Here is a 24,479-nt window from a genome sequence, read left to right on the forward strand (position 1 = left end):
CGCTCTAGGCCTGCTCCAGACGCACGATCACGGACTTGGAGGTCGGCGTGCCCGACGTGTCCGCCTTGGAGTCCAGCGGGATCAAGGGGTTCGCCTCGGGGAAGTACGTGGCCACGCATCCCCGCGCGGTCGAGTAGGAGACGATCCGGAACGACTCGGCGCGGCGTTCCACCACGCCCGTCGGGTCGTCCTTCCACTCCGACACGATGTTCACCATCTGACCGTCCCTGAACCCCAGCTGCTTGATGTCGTCGGGGTTCACGAACACCACGCGCCGGCCGTCCTTCACGCCGCGGTAGCGGTCGTCCAGACCGTAGATCGTGGTGTTGTACTGGTCGTGGCTGCGCAGGGTCTGCATCACCAGGCGGCCTTCCGGCACCTCGATCACCGTCATCGGGGAGGCCGTGAAGTTCGCCTTGCCGGTCGCCGTCGCGAACTCCTGCGAGTCGCGCGGCGGGTGGGGCAGCACGAATCCGTCGGGCTGACGCACCCGCGTGTTGTAGTCGGTGCAGCCCGGCACCACGCGCGAGATGTGCTCGCGGATGATGTCGTAGTCCTTCTCGAACTGCTCCCACGCGACCGGATGCGACGATCCGAGCGTCTTGCGCGCCAACCTGCACACGATCGACACCTCGGACAGCAGCTGGTCCGACGCGGGCTTCAACCGGCCGCGCGAGCGGTGCACGACCGACATCGAGTCCTCGACCGTGACGAACTGCTCGCCCGAGTGCTGGACGTCGCTTTCGGTGCGCCCCAATGCGGGCAGGATCAGCGCGGTGCGACCGTGGACCACGTGCGAGCGGTTGAGCTTCGTGGAGACGTGCACGGTCAACGAGCACTGTTCCAGCGCCTTCTCGGTCACCGGGGTGTCCGGGGTGGCGCTGACGAAGTTGCCGCCCATCGCGATGAACACCTTGCCGCGGCCGTGACGCATGGCGTTGATGGCGTCCACGGTGTCGAAGCCGTGCTTGCGCGGCACGGAGATGCTGAACTCGTTCTCCAGTGCCAGCAGGAACTTCTCCGGCATCTTCTCGTAGATGCCCATCGTGCGGTCGCCCTGCACGTTCGAGTGACCGCGCACCGGGCACAGGCCGGCACCGGGCTTGCCGATCATGCCGCGCAGGAACATGACGTTCACGACCTCTTGGATCGTGGGCACGCTGTGCTTGTGCTGCGTGAGGCCCATGGCCCAGCAGGCGATCGTGCGCTTCGAGTCGACGAACATGCCGGCCACGCGCGTGATCTGCTCGCGGGTGAGGCCGGTCGCGGTGAGCACCGCGTCCCAGTCGAGCTCCTTGACGTGTGCGGCGTAGGCGTCGAAGCCGTGCGTCTTGGCGTTGATGAAGTCGCGGTCGACCTTGTCCCACTCCAGCAGCAGGTGGCCGATCGCCTGGAACAGCGCCTGGTCGCCGCCGACCTTGATCTGCACGAACTCGTCGCACAGCGCGGTGCCGCGCCCTACCACGCCCGCGACGTTCTGCGGGTTCTTGAACCGCATCAGCCCGGCTTCCGGCAGCGGGTTCACGGCGATGATCTTCGCGCCGTTCTTCTTCGCGTCTTCCAGCGCGCTCAGCATGCGCGGGTGGTTCGTGCCGGGGTTCTGGCCGACGACCACGATCAGGTCGGCGAGGTCGAAGTCCTTGATCGACACCGAGCCCTTGCCGATGCCGATGGTCTGGTTCAGCGCGGAACCCGACGACTCGTGGCACATGTTCGAGCAGTCCGGCAGGTTGTTGGTGCCGAACGAGCGGACCAGCAGCTGGTAGAGGAACGCGGCCTCGTTGCTGGTGCGGCCGGACGTGTAGAAGATCGCCTCATCGGGTGACGACAGGGCGTTCAGCTCGTCCGCGATCATGGTGAACGCGGCGTCCCAGCTGATCGGCGTGTAGTGCGTGGCGCCGGGCTTGAGCACCATCGGCTCGGTGAGGCGACCCTGCTGGCCGAGCCAGTAGTCGGTTTTCGTGCGCAGGCTCTCGATCGAGTGCTCGGCGAAGAACGCCGTCGTGATGCGCCGCTTGGTGGCTTCCTCGGCGACGGCCTTGGCGCCGTTCTCGCAGAACTCCGCCATCTTGCGGTGGCCCTGCGGCTCCGGCCACGCGCAACCGGGACAGTCGAAACCTTCACGCTGGTTGAGCAGGCGCAACGTCTTGACGGTCCGGCCGACACCCATCTGCTCGACCGCGCGGTCGAGCGACACGAGCACGCCGGGAATACCCGCCGCCCATGTCTTGGGGGTGCTGACTTCGAGCGCGGACTCGTCGACGTCGTGCTGCGGGGGCTTGCTGCTCATGGGTTCATTCTTCGCTGATCGACGTCGGCGCCGCCAGCGCCCCCGAAGAACGCGGCGGCGTCGTCGTCACGGGCCCCAAGGGGTTGGACGGTCCGTGACGGCAATTGTGATCGCCGTCACTCCCGCCCGGCACCTCTGAAAGGGTGATCAATCGCAGGTGTTCTCGTCGGGCATCTGCCCGTCCACGGAGAAGTACTTCCGCTCGTCTCCCGGCAGGCCCTCGCCCGGCTTGGACGGTTCGGTGAACTGCGGCGCGAGGAAACCCTGCTTCGCCGCCTCGCACGCGATCGAGTACTGGAACCCGTCGGAGTCCGCGAGCCACAACCCGTCCGGCGTGACCATGTAGGTCACCTTCTCGCGGATCGCCGCGACGATCTCCATCTGGTCGACGAGCTTCTTCGGGTCCGGCGGCTCGAACGCGTACGCGAAGACGTAGTCCGTCGTCACCGCGGGATAGCCGTCCTTCTCGCCGAGCGTCATCTTCCCGGTCACCCGGATGCCGTTCGGGAGCAGTTTCGTGCCCGTCTTGAGCAGCGTGACCCAGCCGGACAGCTCCTTGCTGACGTGCTCGCGCACTTCCGGGGCCAGCATCGCGAGGAACTTGTCGGGCTTGTGGTCGTAGAGCGTCGCGGGGTCCATCCGGGAGGCGACGAGCGCCTGCCGCACCTGCTCGTACACCGGGTTGCCGTCCGGCGCGACGATCCCCTTCTCGCCCTCCGGCCACTGCTCGGCCGGCGTGCTCGCGAACGGGATCTGGGTGTTGACGCCGATCTGGGGCAGTTTCACGTCCGGCAACGACACCTCGCCGAACTTGCCGGCTTTGTAGAAGCCGAACACCACGGCGCCGATGACCAGCAACGCGATGACGGACACGATCGTGCCGCCGTGCCGCTGCCCGCGCGCCTGCCGTCGTTGCCGGCGGATCTCCTTCTTGGCGCGCTTGTTCGCGGCGCGGATCCAGGCCGCGTCCTTGAGGTCCGGGTGGTCCTCGATGTCGTTCTGCACTTCATCCCCCAGGTGGTTCAGATCTCGCCGCTGGGAACACCACGCTCGTGGGCTCGTCGCGGTTGCCGCGCCGTCAGCAGGGCTGCCGGGCCTCGGCGAACTTCGGTGCCACCAGACCGGTCACGTAGGCCCCGCAGGCCGCGTCGTGCCACCGGATGCCGGAGTTGGTGATCCGCAGGCCTCCCGGCGTCTGCTGGAGGTCGAGGCGTGCCTCCGCCATCACGATGAAGTCCTCTGGGCGGTGGATCGCGGCCGGGTCGTCGGGCGCGAAGGCGTACGCGATCCGGAAGTCGGTGCGGACGACCTTCTCGCCCTGCTCGTTGACGACCTCGCCGATGGTGCCCTGCGCCTTGACGCCGTTCGGCAGCAGTTGCACGCCAGGGCTGAGCTGGGTCACGAACAGCGGCAGCTGCTGGCGCCAGACCGGCCTGGCCGCCTCCGGGAACAGGGCCAGGAACGCCGCGCCGTCTCGTCGTTCGAGCTCGGCCGGGTCGATCCGGGCCGCGATGACGGCCTTGCGCATCTCGTCGAACTCGGGTGCCGCCACGACAGCCCGTTCACCGTCCGCCCACGACTCGTAGTCCGTGCCGGCGAACGGCCGCGAGAAGTCCACGCCGGGTCGTTCGGCAGGCGTGTTCCCGAGCCACTCGGGCGCGTACTGCCAGGCCACGACGGCGATCAGGGCGATGGCGGCGAGAGCGGCGACCGCGATTGTCTTGCCCGCCGTGCGCTGCTCACGGCGCCACTCGCGCTCCACGCGCTTGCCCCACTGGGCGTCGCGCAGGTCAGGATGATCTTCAATTCCCCCAGGAATCCCCACGAGCGGGGGATCGTAGCCACTCGGCGTCTCGTTAGCAGGTATCTCGTTTCAAGTCGATACCCACGCCTCCGTAGACTTGACAGCTGTGACTGAACTCGACACCGCACCCCAGCCTCCTGACCTCCCCGCCGCGTGGACTCCGGCGGAGGTAGAGGCGGAGCTGTACCAGCGGTGGGTCGACCGGGGCTACTTCACGGCGGACCCAGGCAGCGACAAGCCGCCGTTCACCATCGTGCTGCCGCCGCCGAACGTCAACGGCAGCCTGCACATGGGCCACGCCCTGAACCATTCGGTCATGGACGCGCTGACCAGGCGCCGCCGCATGCAGGGCTACGAGGTCCTGTGGCTGCCCGGCACCGACCACGCGGGCATCGCGACGCAGAACGCCGTCGAGCGCTCGCTGGCCGGTGAGGGCCTGTCGCGGCACGACCTCGGGCGCGAGAAGTTCGTCGAGCGCGTCTGGGAGTGGCGCGAGGAGGTCGGCGGCCGGATCCTCGGCCAGATGCGCCGCCTCGGTGACGGCGTCGACTGGACGCGCACCCGGTTCACCATGGACGAGGGCCTGTCGCGGGCCGTCCAGACGATCTTCAAGAAGATGTTCGACGACGGCCTGATCTACCAGGCCGAGCGGATCATCAACTGGTGCCCGCGCTGCCAGACGGCGCTGTCGGACATCGAGGTCGACCACAGCGACGACGACGGCGAGCTCGTCTCGATCCGTTATGGCGACGGGGAGAACTCGATCGTCGTCGCGACCACGCGCGCCGAGACGATGCTCGGTGACACCGCGGTCGCCGTCCACCCGGACGACGAGCGCTACCAGCACCTGATCGGCACCGAGGTCGAGCTGCCGCTGACCGGGCGCCGGATTCCGATCGTCGCGGACTCCCACGTCGACCCGAAGTTCGGCACGGGTGCCGTCAAGGTCACGCCCGCGCACGACCCGAACGACTTCGAGATCGGCCAGCGGCACGGCCTGCCGAACCTGACGATCATGGACGAGCGGGCCACGATCACCGCGCACGGCCCGTTCGAGGGGCTGGACCGGTTCGAGGCGCGTCCGGCGGTCGTCGCCGCGCTGCGCGCCGAGGGCCGGATCGTCGCGGAGAAGCGTCCGTACGTCCACGCGGTCGGGCACTGCTCCCGTTGCGACACGGTCGTCGAGCCGCGTCTGTCGCTGCAGTGGTGGGTCAAGGTCGAGGGCATCGCGGCGGCGGCTTCCGCTGCCGTGCGCGACGGCCGGACCAAGATCCACCCGGCCGAGCTGAACAAGCGCTACTTCGACTGGACCGACAACCTGCACGACTGGTGCATCTCGCGGCAGCTGTGGTGGGGCCACCGGATTCCGGTCTGGTACGGCCCGGACGGCGAGGTCGTCTGCGTCGGACCGGACGACGAGGCGCCCTCCGGTGAGGGCTGGCGTCAGGACGAGGACGTCCTCGACACCTGGTTCTCCAGCGGGTTGTGGCCGTTCTCGACGCTGGGCTGGCCGGACGAGACCGAGGACCTGAAGAAGTTCTACCCGACCACGGTTCTGTCGACCGGCTACGACATCCTGTTCTTCTGGGTCGTCCGGATGATGATGTTCGGCCTGTACGCGATGGGCGAGACCCAGCCGTTCGACCACGTGTTCCTGCACGGCCTGGTCCGCGACCAGTACGGCAAGAAGATGTCGAAGTCCAAGGGCAACGGCATCGACCCGCTGGAGTGGATGGACCGCTACGGCGCCGACGCGACGCGCTTCACGTTGCTGCGCGGGGCGAACCCCGGTTCGGACCTCGCGGTCGCGGAGGAGTGGGCGGCCGGTTCGCGCAACTTCACCACGAAGCTGTGGAACGCCACGCGGTTCGCGTTGTCCAACGGCGCAACGGTTTCGCGGCCGCTGCCCGCGCGTGACGAGCTGACCGCCGCCGACCGCTGGATCCTGGACGCGCTGGACGAACTCGTGTCCACTGTGGACACGAACTTCGAGGCGTTCCAGTTCTCCCGTGCCTGCGAGGCGCTCTACAGCTTCACGTGGGACGAGTTCTGCGACTGGTACCTGGAGATCGCGAAGGTTCAGATCGCGGAAGGCCGCGTCGAGGCCACGCAGTCCGTCCTCGGGCACGTCCTGGACGTTCTGCTGCGCCTGCTGCACCCGTCGATCCCGTTCATCACCGAGACGCTGTGGACCGCGCTGACCGGCGAGGAGTCGCTCGTCGTCGCTTCGTGGCCCAAGGCTGCCGGTGGAGAGCGTGATGAGGACGCTCGCGCGCAGATCGAGGGCCTGAAGAAGCTGGTCACCGAGATTCGCCGGTTCCGTTCCGAACAGGGCGTCAAGCCGGGGCAGAAGGTCGCGGGCAAGGTCCGCGGCGCGTGCTGCGTCGGCCTGGTCGACCAGGTGCCGTCGGTTCGCTCGATCACGCGCCTGACCGAGCCGGGCGACGAGTTCACCGTCTCGGCGACGCTGGAGGTCGGCCTGCCCAAGGGCGCGGTGAAGGTCGAGCTGGACCTGTCCGGCGCGATCGACGTCGTGGCCGAGCGCAAGCGTCTGGAGAAGGACCTGGCGGCGGCGAAGAAGGAGCTCGAAGGCACGACGAAGAAGCTGGGCAACGAGGCGTTCCTCGCCAAGGCGCCCGCCGACGTTCGCGCCAAGATCGAAGAGCGCAAGGCAGCTGCCGAGTCCGACATCATCCGCATCAACGAGCGCCTGGCCGCGCTGCCGGAGGCGTAGTTCCGTGGAAACCAACCTCGACGAGTTCCTCGACGTCGAGAACGAGCTCAACCAGCGGTGGCCCGAGACCAAGCTCGAGCCGTCGCTGGACCGGATCAAGGCGCTGGCGCACGTGCTCGGCGACCCGCAGACGAACTACCCCGTGGTTCAGCTGACGGGCACCAACGGCAAGACGTCGACGTCCCGCATGGCCGATGCGCTGTTCACGCGCATCGGTCTGCGGACCGGCCGCTACACGAGCCCGCACCTGCAGCTCGCGACCGAGCGGATCAGCCTCGACAACCAGCCGATCGACCCCGATCGCTACGTCGAGGTCTACCGCGACATCGAGCCGTACATCGCGATGGCCGACGCGAAGTCCGAGATCCGCCTGAGCAAGTTCGAGGTGCTCACCGCGATGGCCTACGCGGCCTTCGCGGACGCGCCGGTCGACGTCGCGGTCGTCGAGGTCGGCCTGGGCGGCACGTGGGACGCGACGTCCATCATGGACGCGAAGATCGCTGTGGTGACCCCGATCGGTCTCGACCACACCGAGTACCTGGGCAACCGCGTCGAGGACATCGCCCGCGAGAAGGCCGGCATCATCAAGCCGGACTCCGTCGCGATCGTCGGCGAGCAGACGCCAGAGGCGATGAAGGTCATCCTCGAGCGCGTGGCCGAGGTGGACGCCATGATCGCCCGTTTCGGCAGCGAGTTCGGGGTCATCTCGCGCGCCGTGGCCGTCGGCGGCCAGATGATCACGTTGCAGGGCCTCGGCGGCGTCTACGAGGACATCTTCCTTCCGCTGCACGGCGAGCACCAGGCGGCCAACGCCGCTCTGGCGCTGGCGTCGGTGGAGGCGTTCTTCGGCGCCGGCCCCGAACGCCAGATCGACATCGAGGCGGTGCGCGAAGGCTTCGCGTCGGTCGTCACGCCGGGCCGCCTGGAGCGCGTTCGCTCCTCGCCCAACGTCTTCGTGGACGCCGCGCACAACCCGCACGGCGCCGCCGCTCTGGCTCGCGCGCTGGACTCCGAGTTCGGCTTCCGCAAGCTCGTCGCGGTCGTCGCGGTCATGTCCGACAAGGACGCCGAGGGCATCCTCTCGGCTCTGGAACCGGTCGTGCAGGAGCTGGTGATCACCACCAACTCGTCCCCGCGCGCCATGGACCCGGACGTGCTCGCCGGCATCGCCGTCCCGATCTTCGGCGAGGACCGCTTCGAGGTGCGCCCGCGCCTCGACGACGCCATCGAGGAAGCCATCCACCTCACCGAGGACGAGCTGTCCGGCGGCGGCGTGATCGTCACCGGCTCGGTCGTCACCGCGGGCGAGGCCCGTGCGCTGTTCGGAAAGGAGCCGGCATGACCGAGGCTGCGTCCACCCCGGCACCTCTGAAGAAGGACCCGATGAAGGCGTTCCGGGGCATCATGGCCGGCACGCTGATCCTCGAGGTCATCGTCGTGGCCCTGGCCCTGCCGGTGATCGCCAAGCTGCACGGCGGCGTCGGCACGCTCGTCGGCTGGACCGCGTTCGGCTTCATCGCGGTGTTCATCGCGATGTGCGCCTTCGTCCGCCGCCCGTGGGCCATCGCCGCGGTCGTGGCCCTGCACGTGCTGCTGATCGCGACCTGGTTCTTGCTGCCCGCGCTGGGCGTGATCGGCGTGATCTTCGGCCTGGTGTGGGCCTACCTGCTGTGGCTGCGCAAGGACCTGCTCAAGCGCATGGCGGAGGGCCGCCTCCCCGCGCAGCAACAACAGCAGTCCTGATCAGGTCCGGTCGTAGGCCATCAAGGCATCCGCAGCCAGCAACACCTTCCGGTCCGCGTCGTCGTAGTCGGCCTTGAACGGCGTCCTGGCGTCGCTGCTCCGCTGCAGTTCGACGCTCCACACCGACCCGTGGCCGGGGATCTCGATCGTGTAGGCGGCCTGGTCGGAGGTGGCGAACCTGGGCATCTCGGTGCGCACCGCCTTGCGTCCCTTCACCTGCGTGACGGTGCCGAGCGGGTTCGGCTCGGTGAACCAGTCGAACGAGGCATTACCGGGCTCGTAGGGCGCCAGATGAATACTCAGGGTGTTGTTCAGCCCGGTCTTCCTGCTGACCGCTATTTGGCAATAAAACTTGCTGGAGATCACGCGGATGACGTCTTTCGTGCCCAGCACTTTCTCGGCGACGTCGTCCGTGATGGCTGCACACCAGTAATAGGGACCCCACTGCGCACCCTTGCCGATGCCGGTCTCGTCCTCGTTGATGGGCTTCACCTGAGAGAAGGTGTGCGGCTCGGGCGCAGTCCACGCGACGCACGACTCCGGATCACCGGTGAGCACGTTGTCGCAGTTCTCCTGAGGCCCGGCCGCAGGCGTCGGCGGAGTGATCTTGGCGGGGACCGCCTTCGGTTCCACTGACGAACACGAAGCGAGCAGTAATGCGGCGCTGACGAAAAGCGCCAATGAACGAACCATGCCGCACTTCGTACCCTCACATGTCGCAATGCGATGGTGACACTTCGTCGTGTTCACCCGATCGTGCCTGGAACCCCGGACAAGGCCCCTGACCCGGCGCTATGCTGCTTAGCGCACGAATCTGCAAGGAGGGGTACTGGGGATGACTGGGACCAAGGTCGATCTGGAGACGCTGCGCGCCGCCATCAAGGAGTACGAGTCGATCAAGGACGAGCTGTTGCAGGCTCACTCCTCTGGCGAGGTGCTGACGGCGGTCAAGGGCGCAGGCAAGGACATGCCGAGTCAGGTCTACGCGACCTGGGCCGCCGCCGCGGGCAAAGCGCACCAGGACTCCAACAAGCAGCTCCAGGACGCACTGACCACCAGGATCGACAACCTGAAGGCCACGCTGGCTCAGTACGAGCGGACTGAGCAGGGCAACCAGGCAAACCTCAAGCCGAAGGACTGAGCTGTTGCGCATCCGAACCATCGCCGCCGGCGCCGCTGCACTCGCACTGCTGGCCGGTTGCGGCACGGGTAATGGCGGTACCACCGGTACGCCGACGACTGTCACCCAGCCGACCAGCGACAGCAACAGTGCGCCCAAGATCAAGAGTCCTCTCGACCTGAAAGCCTTCGAGGCCGACCCGTGCAGCACGGTGACCGCGGCCCAGGTTCAGGCGTTCGGGCTACCGGGAGTCAGCGGCAAGGTGAACGCGACCTCTCCTGGGCCCGCATGCAGCTGGTTGGGCTCGAGCACCCCGGCGAAGATGACTCCCGCCGTGTCGATCTTCCCTGAGGGCACGAACCTCTCGACCATTCTCCCCAACAAGGACACCACCTACGAGAAGTTCGAGCAGCTGCCGGACATCCAGGGTTACCCCTCGTACATGGCCCTGGTGTCCGACCAGCGCAGCGGCGGCAACTGCTCGGTTCTCACCGGCGTCTCCGATACGAAGGCGATCCTCACCAGCTTCCAGAGCGACAAGGGCAGCCCCAAGTACGCGGACCCGTGTGCTGCGGCCACCGAGTTCGCCAATCTCGCCATCACCACGATCAAGGCAGGTGCGAAATGACACGGCCCGCGCCCGGCAACAGCTGCTTCTCCCAGGACACCACGCGCGCTGACGGCCTCTCGGGGCACATGATCCACTTCCTGATGACCAGCGGCCCGGGCACGGTGTCGGCGCAGACCGCCGCGAACACGGCCACCTCGCTCGAGCGCAGCTACGCCGGTGTCGAGGCACGGCTCAAGAGGGTTGGCGAGACGCTCGGTGAGGCGTGGACCGGTGCCAGTGCGGACGCCGCACAGGCTGCCGGCAACCCGATCAACCAGGCCATGATCCAGATGCAGGACGCACTCCGGCAGGCAGACCACTCGCTGTCCAATCAGGTGTACCAGTTCAACCTGAACAAGGGTCAGCTGAAGAACATGCCGGACAGCAAGCCGGAGACCGGGTTCTGGGACGACGCGACCCCGTGGGACACCGACACCGAGGACGCGGTCAACGCCTACAACGGCGACGAGTCGCACAACCGCAAGGTCTACAGCGAGTTCCAGAGCGCCAGCAACACCAACCGCGGTGAGCTGCCGAAGGAGTTCCCGGCGGTCACGGGCGACAACCTGAAGGTCGAGGTCACCGACACCGGTGGCGACGACGGCCGCGACAAGACCAGCAACAACGTCGACAACTCCAGCATCCCGCGCGGCACGCCGAACTTCCCGACCTCGACCGGCCACCCGCAGAGCACGACCGGCGACACCTGGACCCCGCCCAGCAACACCACCGGCGGCAACAACGACACCACGACGTCCCAGGCCGTCGGCGGCGACGTCAACAGCCCGCTGAGGACCGAGTTCCCCGGTGGCGGCAAGCCTCCCGTCGGCAGCGTGATCGACCGGCCGCCGAACACGGGCATCCCGCCGATCGGCGTTCCTCCCGGCCTGGGCGGTCCCGGCGGCACCGGTGGCGGACGTGGTCCCGGTGGCAGCGCGGGCCGCGGCCCCGGTGGTCCCGGCGGCAGCGGCGCGGGCGGCAAGTTCGGTGGCGGCAGCGGGTCCGGCAGGCTCGGCGGTGGCGGCCTCGGTGGCGTCGGCACGGGCAGCAGCAGCGGCTCGAACGCGCAGCAGCCCGGCGGCAAGTCCGGTGTCTTCGGCGGTATGGGCGCAGAGGGTGGCCCGAACGCGGCAGGGCGCGGTGGCGTCGGTGCGGCGGGCCGGGGCGGTGCCGCTGGTGCGGGCGGCATGGGCGGCCACGGTCAGAAGGGACAGGGGGAGGACGACCTGGAGCACAAGTCGGCCGACTACCTGGTCACCGAGGAGAACACCAACGAGATCATCGGTGACATGCCGATGGTCGCGCCGCCGACGATCGGGGGGTGAGCGTGCTGCGTTCGTCCATTCAGCTGTCCGACCTCGCGTTCGACGTGCTGTGGAAGCAGGAGCGGCTCGGGGAGTACCACCCGGCGCTGTCCGTCGACTCGCCCGGTGAGACCGAAGAGGAGCGCGCGCTGATCGAGCGCGACGTCATCGGCGAGCTGCGCAGGGTCGGTCTCGATCACCCGGACGTCCGAGGCACGCTGCACCTGATCGCCAAGGCGGACCACGACTACTCGGCGTGGATCGCGGTCACGCCGAGCGAGACCAAGCCGGTGGTGGTCGCGGCGAACTCGCAGCACGGTGTGCTCGCCGTGCACGACAACGGGTTCGTGCAGCTGCACCCGATCCGGCCGGAGAACGCGCCGGAGGTCCTCGCGATGCAGCTGCCGGACGTCCCGGCCGGCCGCGGCGCGTCGATCAACGTGCACGAGTCCGAGATCAACGTGCACCAGCACGGCAAGGCGTCGCCGTCGATCTCGCTGCGCCAGCTGCTCGCCCAGCCCCGCAAGGGCACGGCGAAGCTGTACGCGGCGAAGCGCAACGGCGAGGGCCGGCAGCGCGCCAAGACCTTCCTCACCACGATCGACTTCGAGGACGGCCGCTGGCTCGTGGTCAAGTACACCGACCAGAACCACCAGACGTGGGTGCACGCCACGCCCGCGTCCCGCCAGATCATCACGGACTGGCTGAAGCGCCTCACGTAAAAGGGATTTACCGCTGCATAACCGGACTGCACCAGCGTCGCGGCTGTGAGAAAGCCACTTGCCCTCGCCGCCGCACTGGCCGCGACGCTGCTGTCCGTCGGGGTTGGCACCGCCAACGCCGAGACCGTCCCCGGTTGTGCCTCTGCCAAGCAGATCGGCACCACCGGCGCCATCACCTACCAGGGCAAGCAGATCGGCTCCGTGAAGCAGTTCGCCGGCTGCGGTAAGAACTACCCGTACCTGTGGGTCTGGGACTCGTACTACAACTCCCACCGCAACGTCCACGTCAGCAACTGGATCGCGGAGTTCAGCGGCGGCGAGGAGATCCCGCACGGCGGCGGCGAGGCCACCGGCAAGCAGGAGCTGTGGGGCGCGGGCGCGGCCACGCTCGACAAGTGCACCAAGGCCGTCGCCACCATCCGCACCGGCTCCGGCGTCACCGACTACGTGTGGGGCGCCACGGACAAGCGCTGCTGAAGTTCATCTCGGGTTCGGCAGCCGGTCAGAAGCGCAGACTAGAAACCGCGCATGACCTTCGACCGTCGCACGTTGTTCAAGGCAGGCGCAATCGGTACGGCCGCGGCGCTGGTGCCCTCGGGCATCAGCCTCGCCAAGACCGACCGTCCCGTTCTCACCCACGGCGTGCAGTCCGGCGACGTCACCTGGGACGGCGGCATCGTGTGGACCCGCGCGGACCGGCCGTCCCGGATGCTCGTCGAGGTGTCCAACGACCCGGAGTTCCGCCTCTCCCGCCACGTCCGCGGCCCGCTGCTCACGCCGGAGACGGGTGGCACCGGGCAGGTCCGGGTCGGCAACCTGCTGCCCGGCCGCACCGCCTACTACCGCGTCACGGCCGAGGATCTGCACGGCCGCACCTGCAGCGAGCCCGTCACCGGGAGCTTCGGCACCGCCCCGCTCGGCCGTGACCAGGTCCGCTTCGTGTGGTCCGGTGACGTCGCCGGGCAGGGCTGGGGCATCAACCCGGACATCGGCGGCATGCCGATCTTCAAGGCCATGGCCGACCGCAAGCCCGACTTCTTCGTCCACAGCGGCGACAGCGTCTACTCCGACGGCCCGATGAAGGAGTCCGTGACACTCCCGGACGGCCGGATCTGGCGCAACGTCGTCACGCCCGAGAAGTCCAAAGTGGCCGAAACGCTCGACGAGTACCGCGGCCAGTTCGCCTACAACCTGTTGGACGACAACCTCAAGCGCTTCGCCGCGCAGGTTCCCACCTATGCACAGTGGGATGATCACGAGGTCACCAACAACTGGTACCCCGGCGAGATCCTGGACCTCCCGCAGTACACCGAGAAGCGCGTAGATGTGCTGGCACAGCGCGCTTTCCAGGCGTTCCACGAGTGGCTGCCCGTCGACCGCCACAAAGCCGTCGACGGCCGCGTCCACCGGAAGTTCTCCTACGGCCGCAACGTCGAGATCTTCGTGCTCGACATGCGCACCTACAAGGACAAGAACACCTCGCCCAAGGACCAGCCGGGCGTCATTCTCGGCGAGAAGCAGGCGAAGTGGCTCGTCGACGGACTGTCCCGCAGCACCGCCACCTGGAAGATCATCGCGGCGGACCTGCCTATCGGCCTCACCGTCCCGGACGGCACGGACATCGAAGGCGTCGCCAACGGGTTGCCGGGCGCTCCCAACGGTCGTGAGCACGAGATCGCGTGGGTGTTGCGGGAGCTCAAGAAGCGCCGGGTCCGCAACACCGTGTGGCTCACCGCCGACGTCCACTACACGGCGGCGCACCACTACTCGCCGGACCGCGCGGCCGTGGGCGACTTCGACCCGTTCTGGGAGTTCGTGTCCGGCCCGGCACACGCGGGTGCGTTCGGCCCGAACACGCTCGACCCGACGTTCGGCCCGGAAGCGGTGTTCGTGCACGCGCCGCCCGCTCCGAACACCTCGCCGCTGGACGGGTTCCAGCACTTCGGCGAGGTGCAGGCGAACCAGCACGAGCTCACCGTGTGGCTGCGTGACGCAACCGGCGCATCGCTCTGGTCCAAAACGCTGAGGGCCGGCTAGAGATCGCAATAGGGTCGAGTGCGTGCCCATCTCGTTCGACATCACCGGATTCCGCCAGCTCGACCAGACAACCTGGCAGCACGCCAACGGTGACCACGTTGTGCTGGAGTACTACGACCTGGTCCCGGACCTGCCCGCCGGGCTGGACGACCTGCCCAAACTGAGGCACGACCTCGCTGAGCTGCACAGCAAGGACGGATGCCTCATCGAAGCGCACGTCGTCCAGCTCGCCGGTGTGCCCGCGCTGCTGCGGATCATCAAGGTGCCGCTGCCGAACCGTCCGGCCGGGCAGGGGTTCCTGTGCTCGTTCACGGTGCCGAAGGCGACCTGCAGCGCGGTGTTGCAGCTCATCGCGCCGGAAGGCCCGGTCTCGGGCATGCGCGAGGCGGCGCTGGCACCCGAGGTCGGGTTCGAGCGCTGGATCATGCAGCACCCGTACGCACCGCAGCTGCAGGGCAAGCTGCCGTTCCACGCGGGCGACGACCCGCGGTTCGACAGCCGGTTCCCCGACCACCCGCTCTCCCGCGCACGGGCCTGGGCCCACCACGTCGTGCGGACCGCCCGGCTGGATCCGCAGTTCGCCGCCCTGCCACCGTTCCAGCCGAACGCACAGCAGAACCTGCCGCCCGAGGTCGCAGGACTCCTCAACTCCCAGCTGGTCACCGCGGTGTGCGGGGTCCCGGTCGGCGGCCACATCGCGTTGCAGATCGGCGAACGCACGACGTACTGGAAGATGCCCGACGGCCACCTGCTCAGCAGGCTGGGCAGGGGAAACCTGTCGCGATCTCCGCTCAGCGACGGCAGGTTCCGCGACGTGATCATGGTCGACGAGCAGAGCGGCCAAGCACTGCTGATGGACCGGTTCATGACGGACGGGAAGTCGCTCGGCGTCCAGACGCAGCTGCAACCGGTGACGCGGGAAGCCGCCTACGCGGCGGTCACCAACGACACGCTCAGGGAGGCCTACCGCTGGGTCGGCCGGATGATCGAGGTGGCGGACGGCCGGCGGGAGTACCTCACCCTCGAACCCGTTGTGAACCAGGGCGAACGGGTCGATCCGTTCGCGATGATGGCTCTGCGGAACCACGAGGGTGAGGACATCGTCGTCGTGTCCTGCTCCCCGGCTCCGTCGCAGAACACGCCGTTCCAGGGCACCCCGGGCATGAACGCGCCGGTGTCGCGGGAGACCCTCCAGGGCATCGGCGAGCTGGCGATGTCCGCGATGCTGGAGTGGGGCCCGCACCCGCTGGACATGGCGATCACCTTCACCCGCTACGGCGACGGCATCGAGTCGCAGGGCACCCCGGAAAGCCTGACCGGCGAGGCACGCGCGATGTTCACCGGGGCTCCGGCCACGGTGGTGCCCGGTATGGCCGTCGGCGGTTACGTCGCGTTGCAGCAGGGCGAGCAGCGCACGTACTGGCGGCTACCCGACGACGACCTCGCGCACCGGCTCGGCTTCGGCGTCCTGGCGCGCGCCCACTCGCCGGGCCACCGGTTCCGCGACGTCCTGCTGATCGACCAGCGGACGGGCGACCTGCTCGTCCCCCATCGCTACAGCGAGGACGGCTCGACCGCGGGCAGCAGGACGACGGTGGTGCAGGTGTCGCCGGAGGAGGCGATGGCCGCGGCCACGCCGGAAGCCTGCAAGGAGGCGTTCGAGCGGCTCGGCTGGGCGGTGCTCAGCGCGGCGAAACGCGGCGAGCACCTCTTCGTCGAACGGCTGGAGAACGAGCTGAGGCAGGACCCGTACGTGCGGCTGGCGGTCCTGAGTCTCTTCGACGAAGACCCCGTGGCCGTGGCCTCCGCTTCCCCGGCGCCGTCAGCGAAGACGCAGTTCAACGACCTGCCGACGCTGGAGGCACCAGCCTCGGCCGACAACATCCTCAGCCTGGGCCCGTTGGCGTTGCAGGCGATCAACGACTGGGGGCTGCACCCCCTGCACGTGGTGCCGACGTACCACCGCCCGACGCGCTGATCGCAAATATTTGCAAGGCCCGACGTATTGTTTACCGTTGTTTGTCGTGGTTTCGTGCAGCAACCCTGCAAGAAGTTGCGACAAGGAGGTCGCGATGCGTCGGGTCGTCGCCGCGCTCGCTGCACTGGTTCTGCTTCCCCTCACGCCGGTCCACGCCGTTGCCGCACCAAAGCAACGGCTGGCCGTGGGGGAGGTGGTGGATGTCGCGCCCGGTGTGCGCGACGGGGACGCGAAACTCGCGTTGCCACCGAAGCGCGACGACCTGCGGGGTGAGCGCTTCTACTTCGTGATGCCCGACCGGTTCGCGAACGGCGACCCGTCCAACGACAGGGGTCGGAGCAACGCCGCCGAGAACGGGTTCAACCCCGCTGACAAGGGCTTCTACCACGGCGGTGACCTCAAGGGCCTGCGCGGGAAGCTCGACTACCTCGACGGCATGGGCATCACGGCGATCTGGATGACGCCGATGTTCCTCAACCGCTGGGTGCAGGGCGATTCCGCGGGCTACCACGGGTACTGGACCGTCGACTTCACCAAGCTGGACCCGCACTTCGGCACGACGCAGGAGATGCGTGACCTGATCCGGGACGCGCACCGGCGCGGCATCAAGGTGTTCTTCGACATCGTCGCGAACCACACCGCCGACGTGATCAAGTACGCCGAGAACAAGAACGCCTATGTCAGCACAGGTGCGCAGCCGTACCTGGACGCCGACGGCAAGCCGTTCAACATCGCGGACTACGCGGGCAGCAAGGACTTCCCGAAGCTGGATCCTGAGAAGTCCTTCCCGTACACCCCGGTCAAGGACGGCCCGACGAAGTTCCCGTTGTGGCTCAACGACACCACGCTCTACCACAACCGCGGCGACTCGACGTTCTCCGGCGAGTCGAGCGAGCAGGGCGACTTCTCCGGCCTCGACGACCTGATGACCGAGCACCCGCGCGTGGTCAACGGCATGAAGGACATCTTCACCAGCTGGATCGACACGCTCGACATCGACGGCTACCGCGTCGACACGGTCAAGCACGTCAACATCGAGTTCTGGCAGGCGCTGGCGCCGCACGTGAAGCAGTACGCGAACCGCAAGGGCAAGAAGGACTTCTTCGTGTTCGGCGAGGTTTTCGACTCGTCTCCGGAGAACACCTCGAAGTACACGACGACCGGCAAGATGCAGGCCACGCTGGACTTCCCGTTCCAGAGCAGCGCGCTGAGCTTCCTGTCCGGCAAGGGTTCGCAGCGGCTCGGCGAGGTGCTGCTCGACGACGACCGCTACACCGACGCCGACTCCAACGCCTCGTCGCTGCCGACGTTCCTCGGCAACCACGACATGGGCCGAGTCGCGTGGATGATCCGCAACGACCGGCCGGGAATCTCGGACGACGAGTTGTTGCAGCGGCTCAAGCTCGGCAACACGCTGATGTACCTGTGGCGCGGCAACCCGGTCGTCTACTACGGCGACGAGCAGGGCTTCGCGGGCACGGGTGGCGACAAGCTGGCGCGCCAGGACATGTTCGCCTCCAAGACGCCGGAGTACATGGCGGAGAAGCTGATCGGCTCCGACCGCACGGGTGCCGTCGACAACTACAACACCTCGCACCCGCTGTACCAGCAGCTCAAGGCGCTGGCGGCACAGGTCGACCAGGATCCGGTGTGGCGGGACGGCAACCAGGTGCTCCGGTACGCCGACGGTGACGTGTTCGCGTTCAGCCGCATTCTCGGCCGCGAGAGCCTCGTCGTGGCCAACGCGGGTACCTCGCCGGCGACCGTGACCGTTCCGGTGTCTTCCTCGGCTTTTGAGAACGTGCCGGTCCAGAACGGGCGCGTGACGGTGACCGTGCCCGCGCTGTCGTCGTTGGTGCTCAAGGGGACGAGCAATGTCGCGGCCGCGAAGCCTTCTCCAGTTCTGGTCGCTCCGGCTGCCGGAACCGTGCTGGACAAGCGCGTTGAGCTCCGCGCCGACGGCATCGGCACGCCCAACGCGGCGGCCACGTTCGCGGCGCGAGTCGAGGGAACGTCGGACTGGACCGTGCTCGGCACCGACGACGCTGCTCCTTACCGCGTTTTCGCTGACCTCTCGGCACTTCCGGGTGCTGCTGCCGGCAAGCGCGTCGAGCTGCGGGTGGTGGCGAAGTCCGGTGAGATCGGTGCGGACGGCGCGTTCGTGTCGCTCGTGGCCGCGCCGCCGGTGCCCGATCCCGGCATGAAGAGCCCGGACTGGCTGGTCGTGCACTACCAGCGGGACTCGTACGACGGCTGGGGCCTGCACGCCTGGGGTGACATCGAGACGCCGGTCGACTGGAACGCTCCGCTGCCGTTCGCGGGGGAAGACATCTACGGGCGTTTCGCGTGGGTCAGGCTGAAGCCGGGCGCCAAGTCCGTCGGGATCATCGCGCACAAGGGCGACGAGAAGGACACGTCGGTCGACCGGTTCGTCGACCCGAGCGTGACCCCCGAGGTGTGGCTGAAGCAGGGCGTTGTGGCCGTGCACCCGTCGGAGCAGGCGGCCACCGGCAAGGCGGTCGTGCACTACGCCGGTGACGCCACGGGAGCTGTGGTGCGCGTGGCCGGACGGGCTGACGTGCCGTTCTCCAACGGAATCGCCGAGTTGCCGCCCACCACCGAATTCTCGGTGGTGCGTGGGGCGACCGTCGAGGCGTCCGGCAAGTTCACCAGTGGCCACTCGTGGGTCGCGGGCGGAAAGGTGCACGCCACGAAGGCCGCCGCCGAGAACCGCGCGGTGATCCACTACAACCGCGCGGACGGCGACTACACCGACTGGGCGATGTACCACTGGACGGGTTCCGCGGAGCCGTCACCGGGCTGGAACCAGTCGCGCGTGCCGGACGGGCGGGACGCATATGGCGTCTACTGGTCGGTGCCGCTCGCAGCCGGTGCGGCCGGGTTGAGTTACATCATCCACCGCGGCGACACCAAGGATCCCGGGCCCGACCAGTTCCTCGACCTGGGCCAGAAGGGGAACGAGGTGTGGCAGTTGCAGGGCAACGAGACCTACCTGCTGCCGCCCAACGCCGGTCCCGCCGCTGACGACGACCTGACCAAGGCCAAGGCGATCTGGATCGCGAAGGACAAGGTCGTCTGGGACGTGCCGTCGGTGCAGTCCGACGGCTACCGGCTCGAGTACGGCTCACGGGTGCTTCGGCTGTCGCCCACGACCGAAGAGGTGCCGGCGCAGTTCCCGCACCTCAAGGGCAAGCCGGTGTTCGCGGTGCGCGGGTTCGTCGACGAGGCGTTGCGGGACAAGCTCTCCGCCGTGCACGTCGACGCGGGCGGGGCGATCCGGCACCGTACGGGCGTGCAGATCGCGGGCGTGCTCGACGATCGGTTCGCCGCCGCGGCAACGAAACTGACGTTCGGGCCGACGTTCGACCACGACCGCGCGTCGATCAGGCTGTGGGCACCGACAGCTCAGAACGTGAAGCTGCGGGTGTTCGACCAGCCTGCCGGTGAGCCTCGGAAGGTCGTGCAGCTCAAGCGCGACGACGCGTCGGGTTCGTGGTTCGGTTCAGGCAACTGGAAGAACAAGTACTACCAGTTCGAGGTCGCCAACTGGCAGCGCACGGTCGTGGTCACCGACCCGTACTCGGTCGCGCTGTCGGTGAACTCGACGCACTCGCAGTTCGCGGATCTCAAGGACAGCCGGTCGATGCCTCAGGGCTGGTCTCGCGATGTCGCTCGCGGGATCGGTGGCGCGATCACCGAGCTGCACGTGCGGGACTTCTCGATCAACGACCAGTCCGTCCCGGCGGCCGAGCGCGGCACGTACAAGGCGTTCACGCACCAGGATTCGACTGGCATGAAGCACCTCAAGACGTTGGCTGCGGCGGGCATGGACACCGTGCACCTGCTGCCGACGTTCGACATCGCGACGATCCCCGAGAAGCGCTCCGACCAGGCCACGCCCGCGTGTGATCTGGCGGCGCTGCCCGCGGACTCCGACCAGCAGCAGGCATGTGTTGGTGCGGTCGCGGCGAAGGACGGCTTCAACTGGGGCTACGACCCGTTCCACTACGACGTGCCGGAGGGTTCGTACGCGACGGCCGACGCGCAGAACGGCTGGGCGCGGTCGAAGCAGTACCGCGAGATGGTGAAGTCGTTGCACGACAACGGCAACCGCGTGGTCGTGGACGTCGTCTACAACCACACAGCGGCGTCCGGCGACGCACCGACGTCGGTGCTCGACAAGGTCGTGCCGGGTTACTACCAGCGGCTCAACCTCGACGGCTCGGTCGCGAACTCGACGTGCTGCGCGAACACCGCGACCGAGAACGCCATGATGGGCAAGCTCGTCGTGGACTCGGTGGTGCGGTGGGCGCGCAACTACAAGGTCGACGGGTTCCGGTTCGACCTGATGGGCCACCACCCGAAGGCGAACATCCTCGCGGTGCGGGCGGCTCTGGACGCGCTGACCGTCGAACGTGACGGCGTGGACGGGCGCAAGATCGGCGTCTACGGCGAGGGCTGGGACTTCGGCGAGGTCGCCGGCAACGCCCGGTTCGAGCAGGCCACGCAGGTCAACATGGCCGGCACGGGCGTCGGGACGTTCAGCGACAGGCTGCGCGACGCCGTTCGTGGTGGCGGGCCGTTCGACGACGACCCGCGCGTGCAGGGGCTTGGTTCGGGGCTGGCCGGTGACGTGAACTCCTCGCCCGCCAACGGAGACGTGGCCGCGCGGCTGGAGAACTACAGCGACCTGGTGAAGCTGGGCATGGCCGGGAACATGGCCTCGTACCGGTTCCAGTCGACGGCCGGACCTGTGGTTTCGGGCCGGGACGTCAACTACAACGGGACTGTTGCCGGGTACACCGGTCAGCCGTTGGAGGCCATCACGTACGTCGACGCGCACGACAACGAGACGTTGTTCGACGCGTTGGCGTACAAGCTGAAGCCCGAGACCTCGATGGCTGATCGTGTGAAGATGCAGACCGTGGCGCTGGCTCCGGCGCTGCTCGGGCAGGGGCGGCCGTTCGTGCACGCGGGTACCGAGTTCCTGCGTTCGAAGTCGTTGGACCGCAACAGCTTCGACTCGGGCGACTGGTTCAACTCGTACGACCCGTCGTTGCGCGACAACGGTTTCGGTCGCGGGTTGCCACCGAAGGCCGACAACGAGTCGAAGTGGCCGTACGCGAAACCGTTGCTGGGCATGGCGAAGCCGTCGTCCGTGGACATGAGGGCCTCGCTGGACGCGACCCTGGAACTGCTGCGGATCCGCAAGTCGTCGCCGCTGTTCTCGCTGGGATCGGCTGATCTGGTGCAGCAGAAGGTGTCGTTCCCGGCCGCGGCGTCCGGCGTGATCGTCATGCACGTCGACGACACGGCCGGGCCGGACGTTGATCCTGGTCGGCGTGGCCTGGTCGTGGTGATCAACCCATACCCGACCGACCAGGCCGTGACCCTGCCTGCTGGTGACTGGAAGCCGTTGACCAGCGAAAAGCGCGTTGGAGCAGCGCGGTCGGTCGTAGTGTTGGAGCGGTAGTTCCGCTGGCGGATAGTTTCGATCGAGATAATTTGATACCGTAGGTCTCATGGGCACGAAGGGGTGTACCGACCTGATGATGCTGCTGCATCGGACAGGTCATGCGCTGGAGACCGAGCTGACGGCGAGGCTCGCGGAGATCGGACTGACTCCGCGAGCCCGTTGTGTGCTGACCAGCGCGTTGGACGCGGGGCTCACGCAGACCGAGATCGCGGACATGGCCAGCATCGACAAGACGACCATGGTCGTGACGATGGACGCGCTCGAGTCGGCCGGCTATGCCGAGCGCAAGCCGTCGCCCACGGACCGGCGTGCCCGCGTTGTCGTCGTGACCGAGAAGGGCCGGGCGATCGTCGGGAAGGCCGACCAGGTCGTGGCCGATGTCTACGCGAGCGTGCTGGATTGCCTGCCTGTTGACGAGAGAGAAGGCCTGGTCGGTGGCCTGACGCGGCTCGTGGAGGGCCGGTTGAGCACGCCGATGCCGTGCGAGAAGCCGCCGCGCAAGCGTGCCCTGCGTCATGCCGTTGGATAAAAGATAGTCCCGTACAAAACTATCTGCTACGGTTCCTCTTATGACATCAGGGGGACCGAAGACCGACTCGCGCTGGCTGGCGCTGATCGTGCTGTGCGCGGGCATGCTGATGATCGTTCTCGATCAGACGATCGTGAACGTCGCGCTGCCCGCGATCGAGGAAGACCTCAAGTTCGGCCAGGCCGGCCTGGCCTGGGTGGTCAACGCGTACTTGATCGCTTATGGCGGTCTGCTGCTGCTCGCCGGGCGTCTGGGCGACCTGATCGGGCACAAGAAGGTGTTCCTGATCGGCCTCGGCGTCTTCACGGTCGCGTCGCTGCTGTGCGGCGTGTCGTTCAGCTCGGAGATGCTGATCATTTCTCGCTTTGTGCAGGGTGCGGGCGGTGCGCTCGCCACGTCCGTGACGCTGGGCATGGTCGTGACGATGTTCCCGAAGCCTGACGAGCAGAGGCGCGCCATCGGCATCTTCAGCTTCGTCGCTGCTGCGGGGGCGTCCATCGGCCTGTTGCTCGGCGGTGTGCTGACCGACGCCATGTCGTGGCACTGGATCTTCTTCGTGAACATCCCGATCGGCATCGTGGCCGCCATCGCGGCGGTGCGTCTCGTGCCTTCGTCGGTTGGCTTGGGGCTGCGTGAGGGTGCGGATGTCCTCGGCGCGCTGCTGATCGTGGCCGCGGTGATGCTCGGCGTGTACACGATCGTCAAGGCGGAGCACTACGGCTTCGGTTCGGTGCAGACTCTCGGCTTGGGCGCTGTCGCTCTGGCCTTGCTGGTTGGTTTCGTTGTGCGGCAACGGACTGCTGCCAAGCCGCTGCTGCCGTTGCGGGTGTTCAGGTCTCGTAACGTGACCGGCGCGAACCTCGTGCAGATCTCGATGGTCGCGGGCATGTTCGGCCTGTTCTTCCTCGGCACGCTCTACATGCAGCTGGTGCTCGCCTACTCGCCGCTGGAGATCGGTCTGGCGTTCATGCCGGTGGCCGGTGCGATCGCGGTGTTCTCCGTGTCGCTGTCGGCGCGCCTGAACTCGCGGTTCGGCGAACGGAACATGCTGATCGTCGGGCTCTTGTTCATGCTGGCCGGGATGGTCGTGTTCACGCAGGTGCCGGTCGACGGCTCGTACCTGCCGGACATCCTGCCCGCGGTGGCGCCGCTGGGGATCGGGCTCGGGTTGTCGTTCCCGGCTCTCATGACGCTGGCGATGTCCGGTGCGTCGCACGACGAGGCCGGGCTGGCTTCCGGGCTGGTCAACACGACCGCGCAGGTGGGTGGGGCTTTGGGGCTGGCTGTTCTGGCCACGACCTCGACTTCCTACACGTCGTCGCTCGTGGCTTCAGGGGTTGGGCGGCTGGAGGCGTTGACCTCCGGGTTCCACCTGGCGTTCTGGATCTCGGCTGGCCTGGTGGCAGTGGCTTTGGGGCTCGCGGTGTTCGTACTGCGGCAGGTGGTCGTTGCTCGCGACGACGCTGCGCCGGTGCTCGTGCACTAGTGGTCGGCCTGGCGCGTGTGGCGTTCGATACTCTGTCGGCACTTCCCGTACCTGTTTGACCTGTTTGAGGAGTCACACCGTCGTGTCCGAGCGCACCCTGGTCCTGGTTAAGCCCGATGGCGTCGAGCGTGGTCTGGTGGGCGAGGTGATCGCCCGGATCGAGCGCAAGGGGCTCAAGCTCGCTGCTCTGGAGCTTCGCACCGCTGACCGCGCTACTGCTGAGCAGCACTACGCGGAGCACGACGGCAAGTCGTTCTACAACGACCTGGTCGACTTCATCACCGGTGGGCCGTTGGTGGCTCTGGTGGTGGAGGGGACTCGGGCGATTCCGGCGTTCCGTCAGCTCGCTGGTGGGACTGACCCGGTGGAGAAGGCGACGCCTGGGACCATTCGCGGGGATTTCGGGCTTGAGGTCCAGTACAACCTGGTGCACGGGTCGGACTCTGCCGAGTCGGCTGAGCGTGAGATCAAGATCTGGTTCCCGAATCTCTGATTTGCTGTTGTAGCGCCGTTCCGGCGCCCGCATCGGTTACCGGTCCCCGGTTCCGTTGGCGGGCGCCGGTTTGTCGTTCGTAGGTGGTCGCCTTGCGTTGCTTCACCTTGCGTTGCGTGCTTCCCCTTGAGG

General features: G+C 67.6%; 18 protein-coding genes. 14 read left to right on the forward strand and 4 right to left on the reverse strand.

All coding sequences use genetic code 11. The features are described from left to right. Nucleotides 1-4: 4 nt before the first annotated feature. The 3 genes from UK23_RS39025 to UK23_RS39035 all read right to left on the reverse strand — a co-directional run bounded on the left by UK23_RS39025 (nucleotide 5) and on the right by UK23_RS39035 (nucleotide 4,115). Nucleotides 5-2,290 (reverse strand): FdhF/YdeP family oxidoreductase, encoded by a 2,286-nt coding sequence (locus UK23_RS39025; protein WP_045316822.1) that lies wholly within the window; start codon nucleotides 2,288-2,290, stop codon nucleotides 5-7. A 147-nt stretch (nucleotides 2,291-2,437) separates the two neighbouring features. Then, nucleotides 2,438-3,295 carry a hypothetical protein gene (locus UK23_RS39030; RefSeq protein ID WP_045316823.1) on the reverse strand — a complete coding sequence of 286 codons (858 nt, stop codon included), beginning with the start codon at nucleotides 3,293-3,295 and terminating at the stop codon, nucleotides 2,438-2,440. A 73-nt stretch (nucleotides 3,296-3,368) separates the two neighbouring features. Continuing rightward, the gene (locus UK23_RS39035; RefSeq protein ID WP_156213705.1) at nucleotides 3,369-4,115 is read right to left on the reverse strand and encodes a hypothetical protein; all 747 of its coding nucleotides are present in this window, start codon (nucleotides 4,113-4,115) and stop codon (nucleotides 3,369-3,371) included. 85 nt (nucleotides 4,116-4,200) lie between these two features. Here UK23_RS39035 and UK23_RS39040 point away from each other — a divergent pair, with 85 nt between their 5' ends. The 3 genes from UK23_RS39040 to UK23_RS39050 are packed head-to-tail and all read left to right on the forward strand — an operon-like array spanning nucleotide 4,201 to nucleotide 8,571. Beyond that, on the forward strand, nucleotides 4,201-6,828 hold the full coding sequence (locus tag UK23_RS39040) for a valine--tRNA ligase (RefSeq protein WP_045316825.1): 2,628 nt from the start codon (nucleotides 4,201-4,203) through the stop codon (nucleotides 6,826-6,828). Between the two features lie 4 nt (nucleotides 6,829-6,832). Beyond that, entirely contained in the window at nucleotides 6,833-8,170 is a 1,338-nt protein-coding gene (gene folC / locus UK23_RS39045) for a bifunctional tetrahydrofolate synthase/dihydrofolate synthase (RefSeq protein WP_045316826.1), read from the forward strand. Further along, a complete protein-coding gene (locus tag UK23_RS39050; protein WP_045316827.1) occupies nucleotides 8,167-8,571 on the forward strand; it encodes a DUF4233 domain-containing protein in 405 nt (134 codons plus the stop codon). The genes folC and UK23_RS39050 overlap by 4 nt, the downstream gene beginning before the upstream one ends. Here UK23_RS39050 and UK23_RS39055 read toward each other — a convergent pair whose 3' ends face one another. Further along, nucleotides 8,572-9,204: a hypothetical protein gene (locus UK23_RS39055; RefSeq protein ID WP_045316828.1), complete on the reverse strand. Its 633-nt coding sequence runs from the start codon at nucleotides 9,202-9,204 to the stop codon at nucleotides 8,572-8,574. A gap of 202 nt (nucleotides 9,205-9,406) precedes the next feature. Here UK23_RS39055 and UK23_RS39060 point away from each other — a divergent pair, with 202 nt between their 5' ends. The 11 genes from UK23_RS39060 (at nucleotide 9,407) to ndk (ending at nucleotide 24,347) form a co-directional block, all read left to right on the forward strand. Beyond that, a complete protein-coding gene (locus tag UK23_RS39060) occupies nucleotides 9,407-9,712 on the forward strand; it encodes a PE domain-containing protein (RefSeq protein ID WP_045316829.1) in 306 nt (101 codons plus the stop codon). 4 nt (nucleotides 9,713-9,716) lie between these two features. Next, nucleotides 9,717-10,319 carry a DUF3558 domain-containing protein gene (locus tag UK23_RS39065; RefSeq protein ID WP_045316830.1) on the forward strand — a complete coding sequence of 201 codons (603 nt, stop codon included), beginning with the start codon at nucleotides 9,717-9,719 and terminating at the stop codon, nucleotides 10,317-10,319. Further along, a complete protein-coding gene (locus UK23_RS39070) occupies nucleotides 10,316-11,626 on the forward strand; it encodes a PPE domain-containing protein (protein WP_045316831.1) in 1,311 nt (436 codons plus the stop codon). Before UK23_RS39065 ends, UK23_RS39070 begins: the two co-directional genes overlap by 4 nt. Beyond that, entirely contained in the window at nucleotides 11,623-12,327 is a 705-nt protein-coding gene (locus UK23_RS39075; RefSeq protein WP_045316832.1) for an ESX secretion-associated protein EspG, read from the forward strand. The genes UK23_RS39070 and UK23_RS39075 overlap by 4 nt, the downstream gene beginning before the upstream one ends. A gap of 45 nt (nucleotides 12,328-12,372) precedes the next feature. Next, nucleotides 12,373-12,804 (forward strand): hypothetical protein, encoded by a 432-nt coding sequence (locus tag UK23_RS39080; protein ID WP_052685438.1) that lies wholly within the window; start codon nucleotides 12,373-12,375, stop codon nucleotides 12,802-12,804. A 51-nt stretch (nucleotides 12,805-12,855) separates the two neighbouring features. Further along, nucleotides 12,856-14,364: an alkaline phosphatase D family protein gene (locus UK23_RS39085; protein WP_045316833.1), complete on the forward strand. Its 1,509-nt coding sequence runs from the start codon at nucleotides 12,856-12,858 to the stop codon at nucleotides 14,362-14,364. Nucleotides 14,365-14,386: 22 nt separating this feature from the next. Further along, entirely contained in the window at nucleotides 14,387-16,342 is a 1,956-nt protein-coding gene (locus UK23_RS53205; RefSeq protein ID WP_063778159.1) for a hypothetical protein, read from the forward strand. Between the two features lie 94 nt (nucleotides 16,343-16,436). Next, nucleotides 16,437-21,836, forward strand: a complete 5,400-nt coding sequence (gene pulA, locus UK23_RS39095) for a pullulanase-type alpha-1,6-glucosidase (protein ID WP_052685439.1) — start codon at nucleotides 16,437-16,439, stop codon at nucleotides 21,834-21,836. A gap of 49 nt (nucleotides 21,837-21,885) precedes the next feature. After that, nucleotides 21,886-22,368 (forward strand): MarR family winged helix-turn-helix transcriptional regulator, encoded by a 483-nt coding sequence (locus UK23_RS39100; protein ID WP_045316834.1) that lies wholly within the window; start codon nucleotides 21,886-21,888, stop codon nucleotides 22,366-22,368. A gap of 40 nt (nucleotides 22,369-22,408) precedes the next feature. Then, a complete protein-coding gene (locus tag UK23_RS39105) occupies nucleotides 22,409-23,854 on the forward strand; it encodes a DHA2 family efflux MFS transporter permease subunit (protein ID WP_045316835.1) in 1,446 nt (481 codons plus the stop codon). Nucleotides 23,855-23,936: 82 nt separating this feature from the next. Then, on the forward strand, nucleotides 23,937-24,347 hold the full coding sequence (gene ndk, locus UK23_RS39110; protein ID WP_045316836.1) for a nucleoside-diphosphate kinase: 411 nt from the start codon (nucleotides 23,937-23,939) through the stop codon (nucleotides 24,345-24,347). The last annotated feature ends 132 nt before the right edge of the window (nucleotides 24,348-24,479 follow it).

Source organism: Lentzea aerocolonigenes (genome assembly GCF_000955955.1).
GTDB classification, from domain to species: domain Bacteria; phylum Actinomycetota; class Actinomycetes; order Mycobacteriales; family Pseudonocardiaceae; genus Lentzea; species Lentzea aerocolonigenes_A.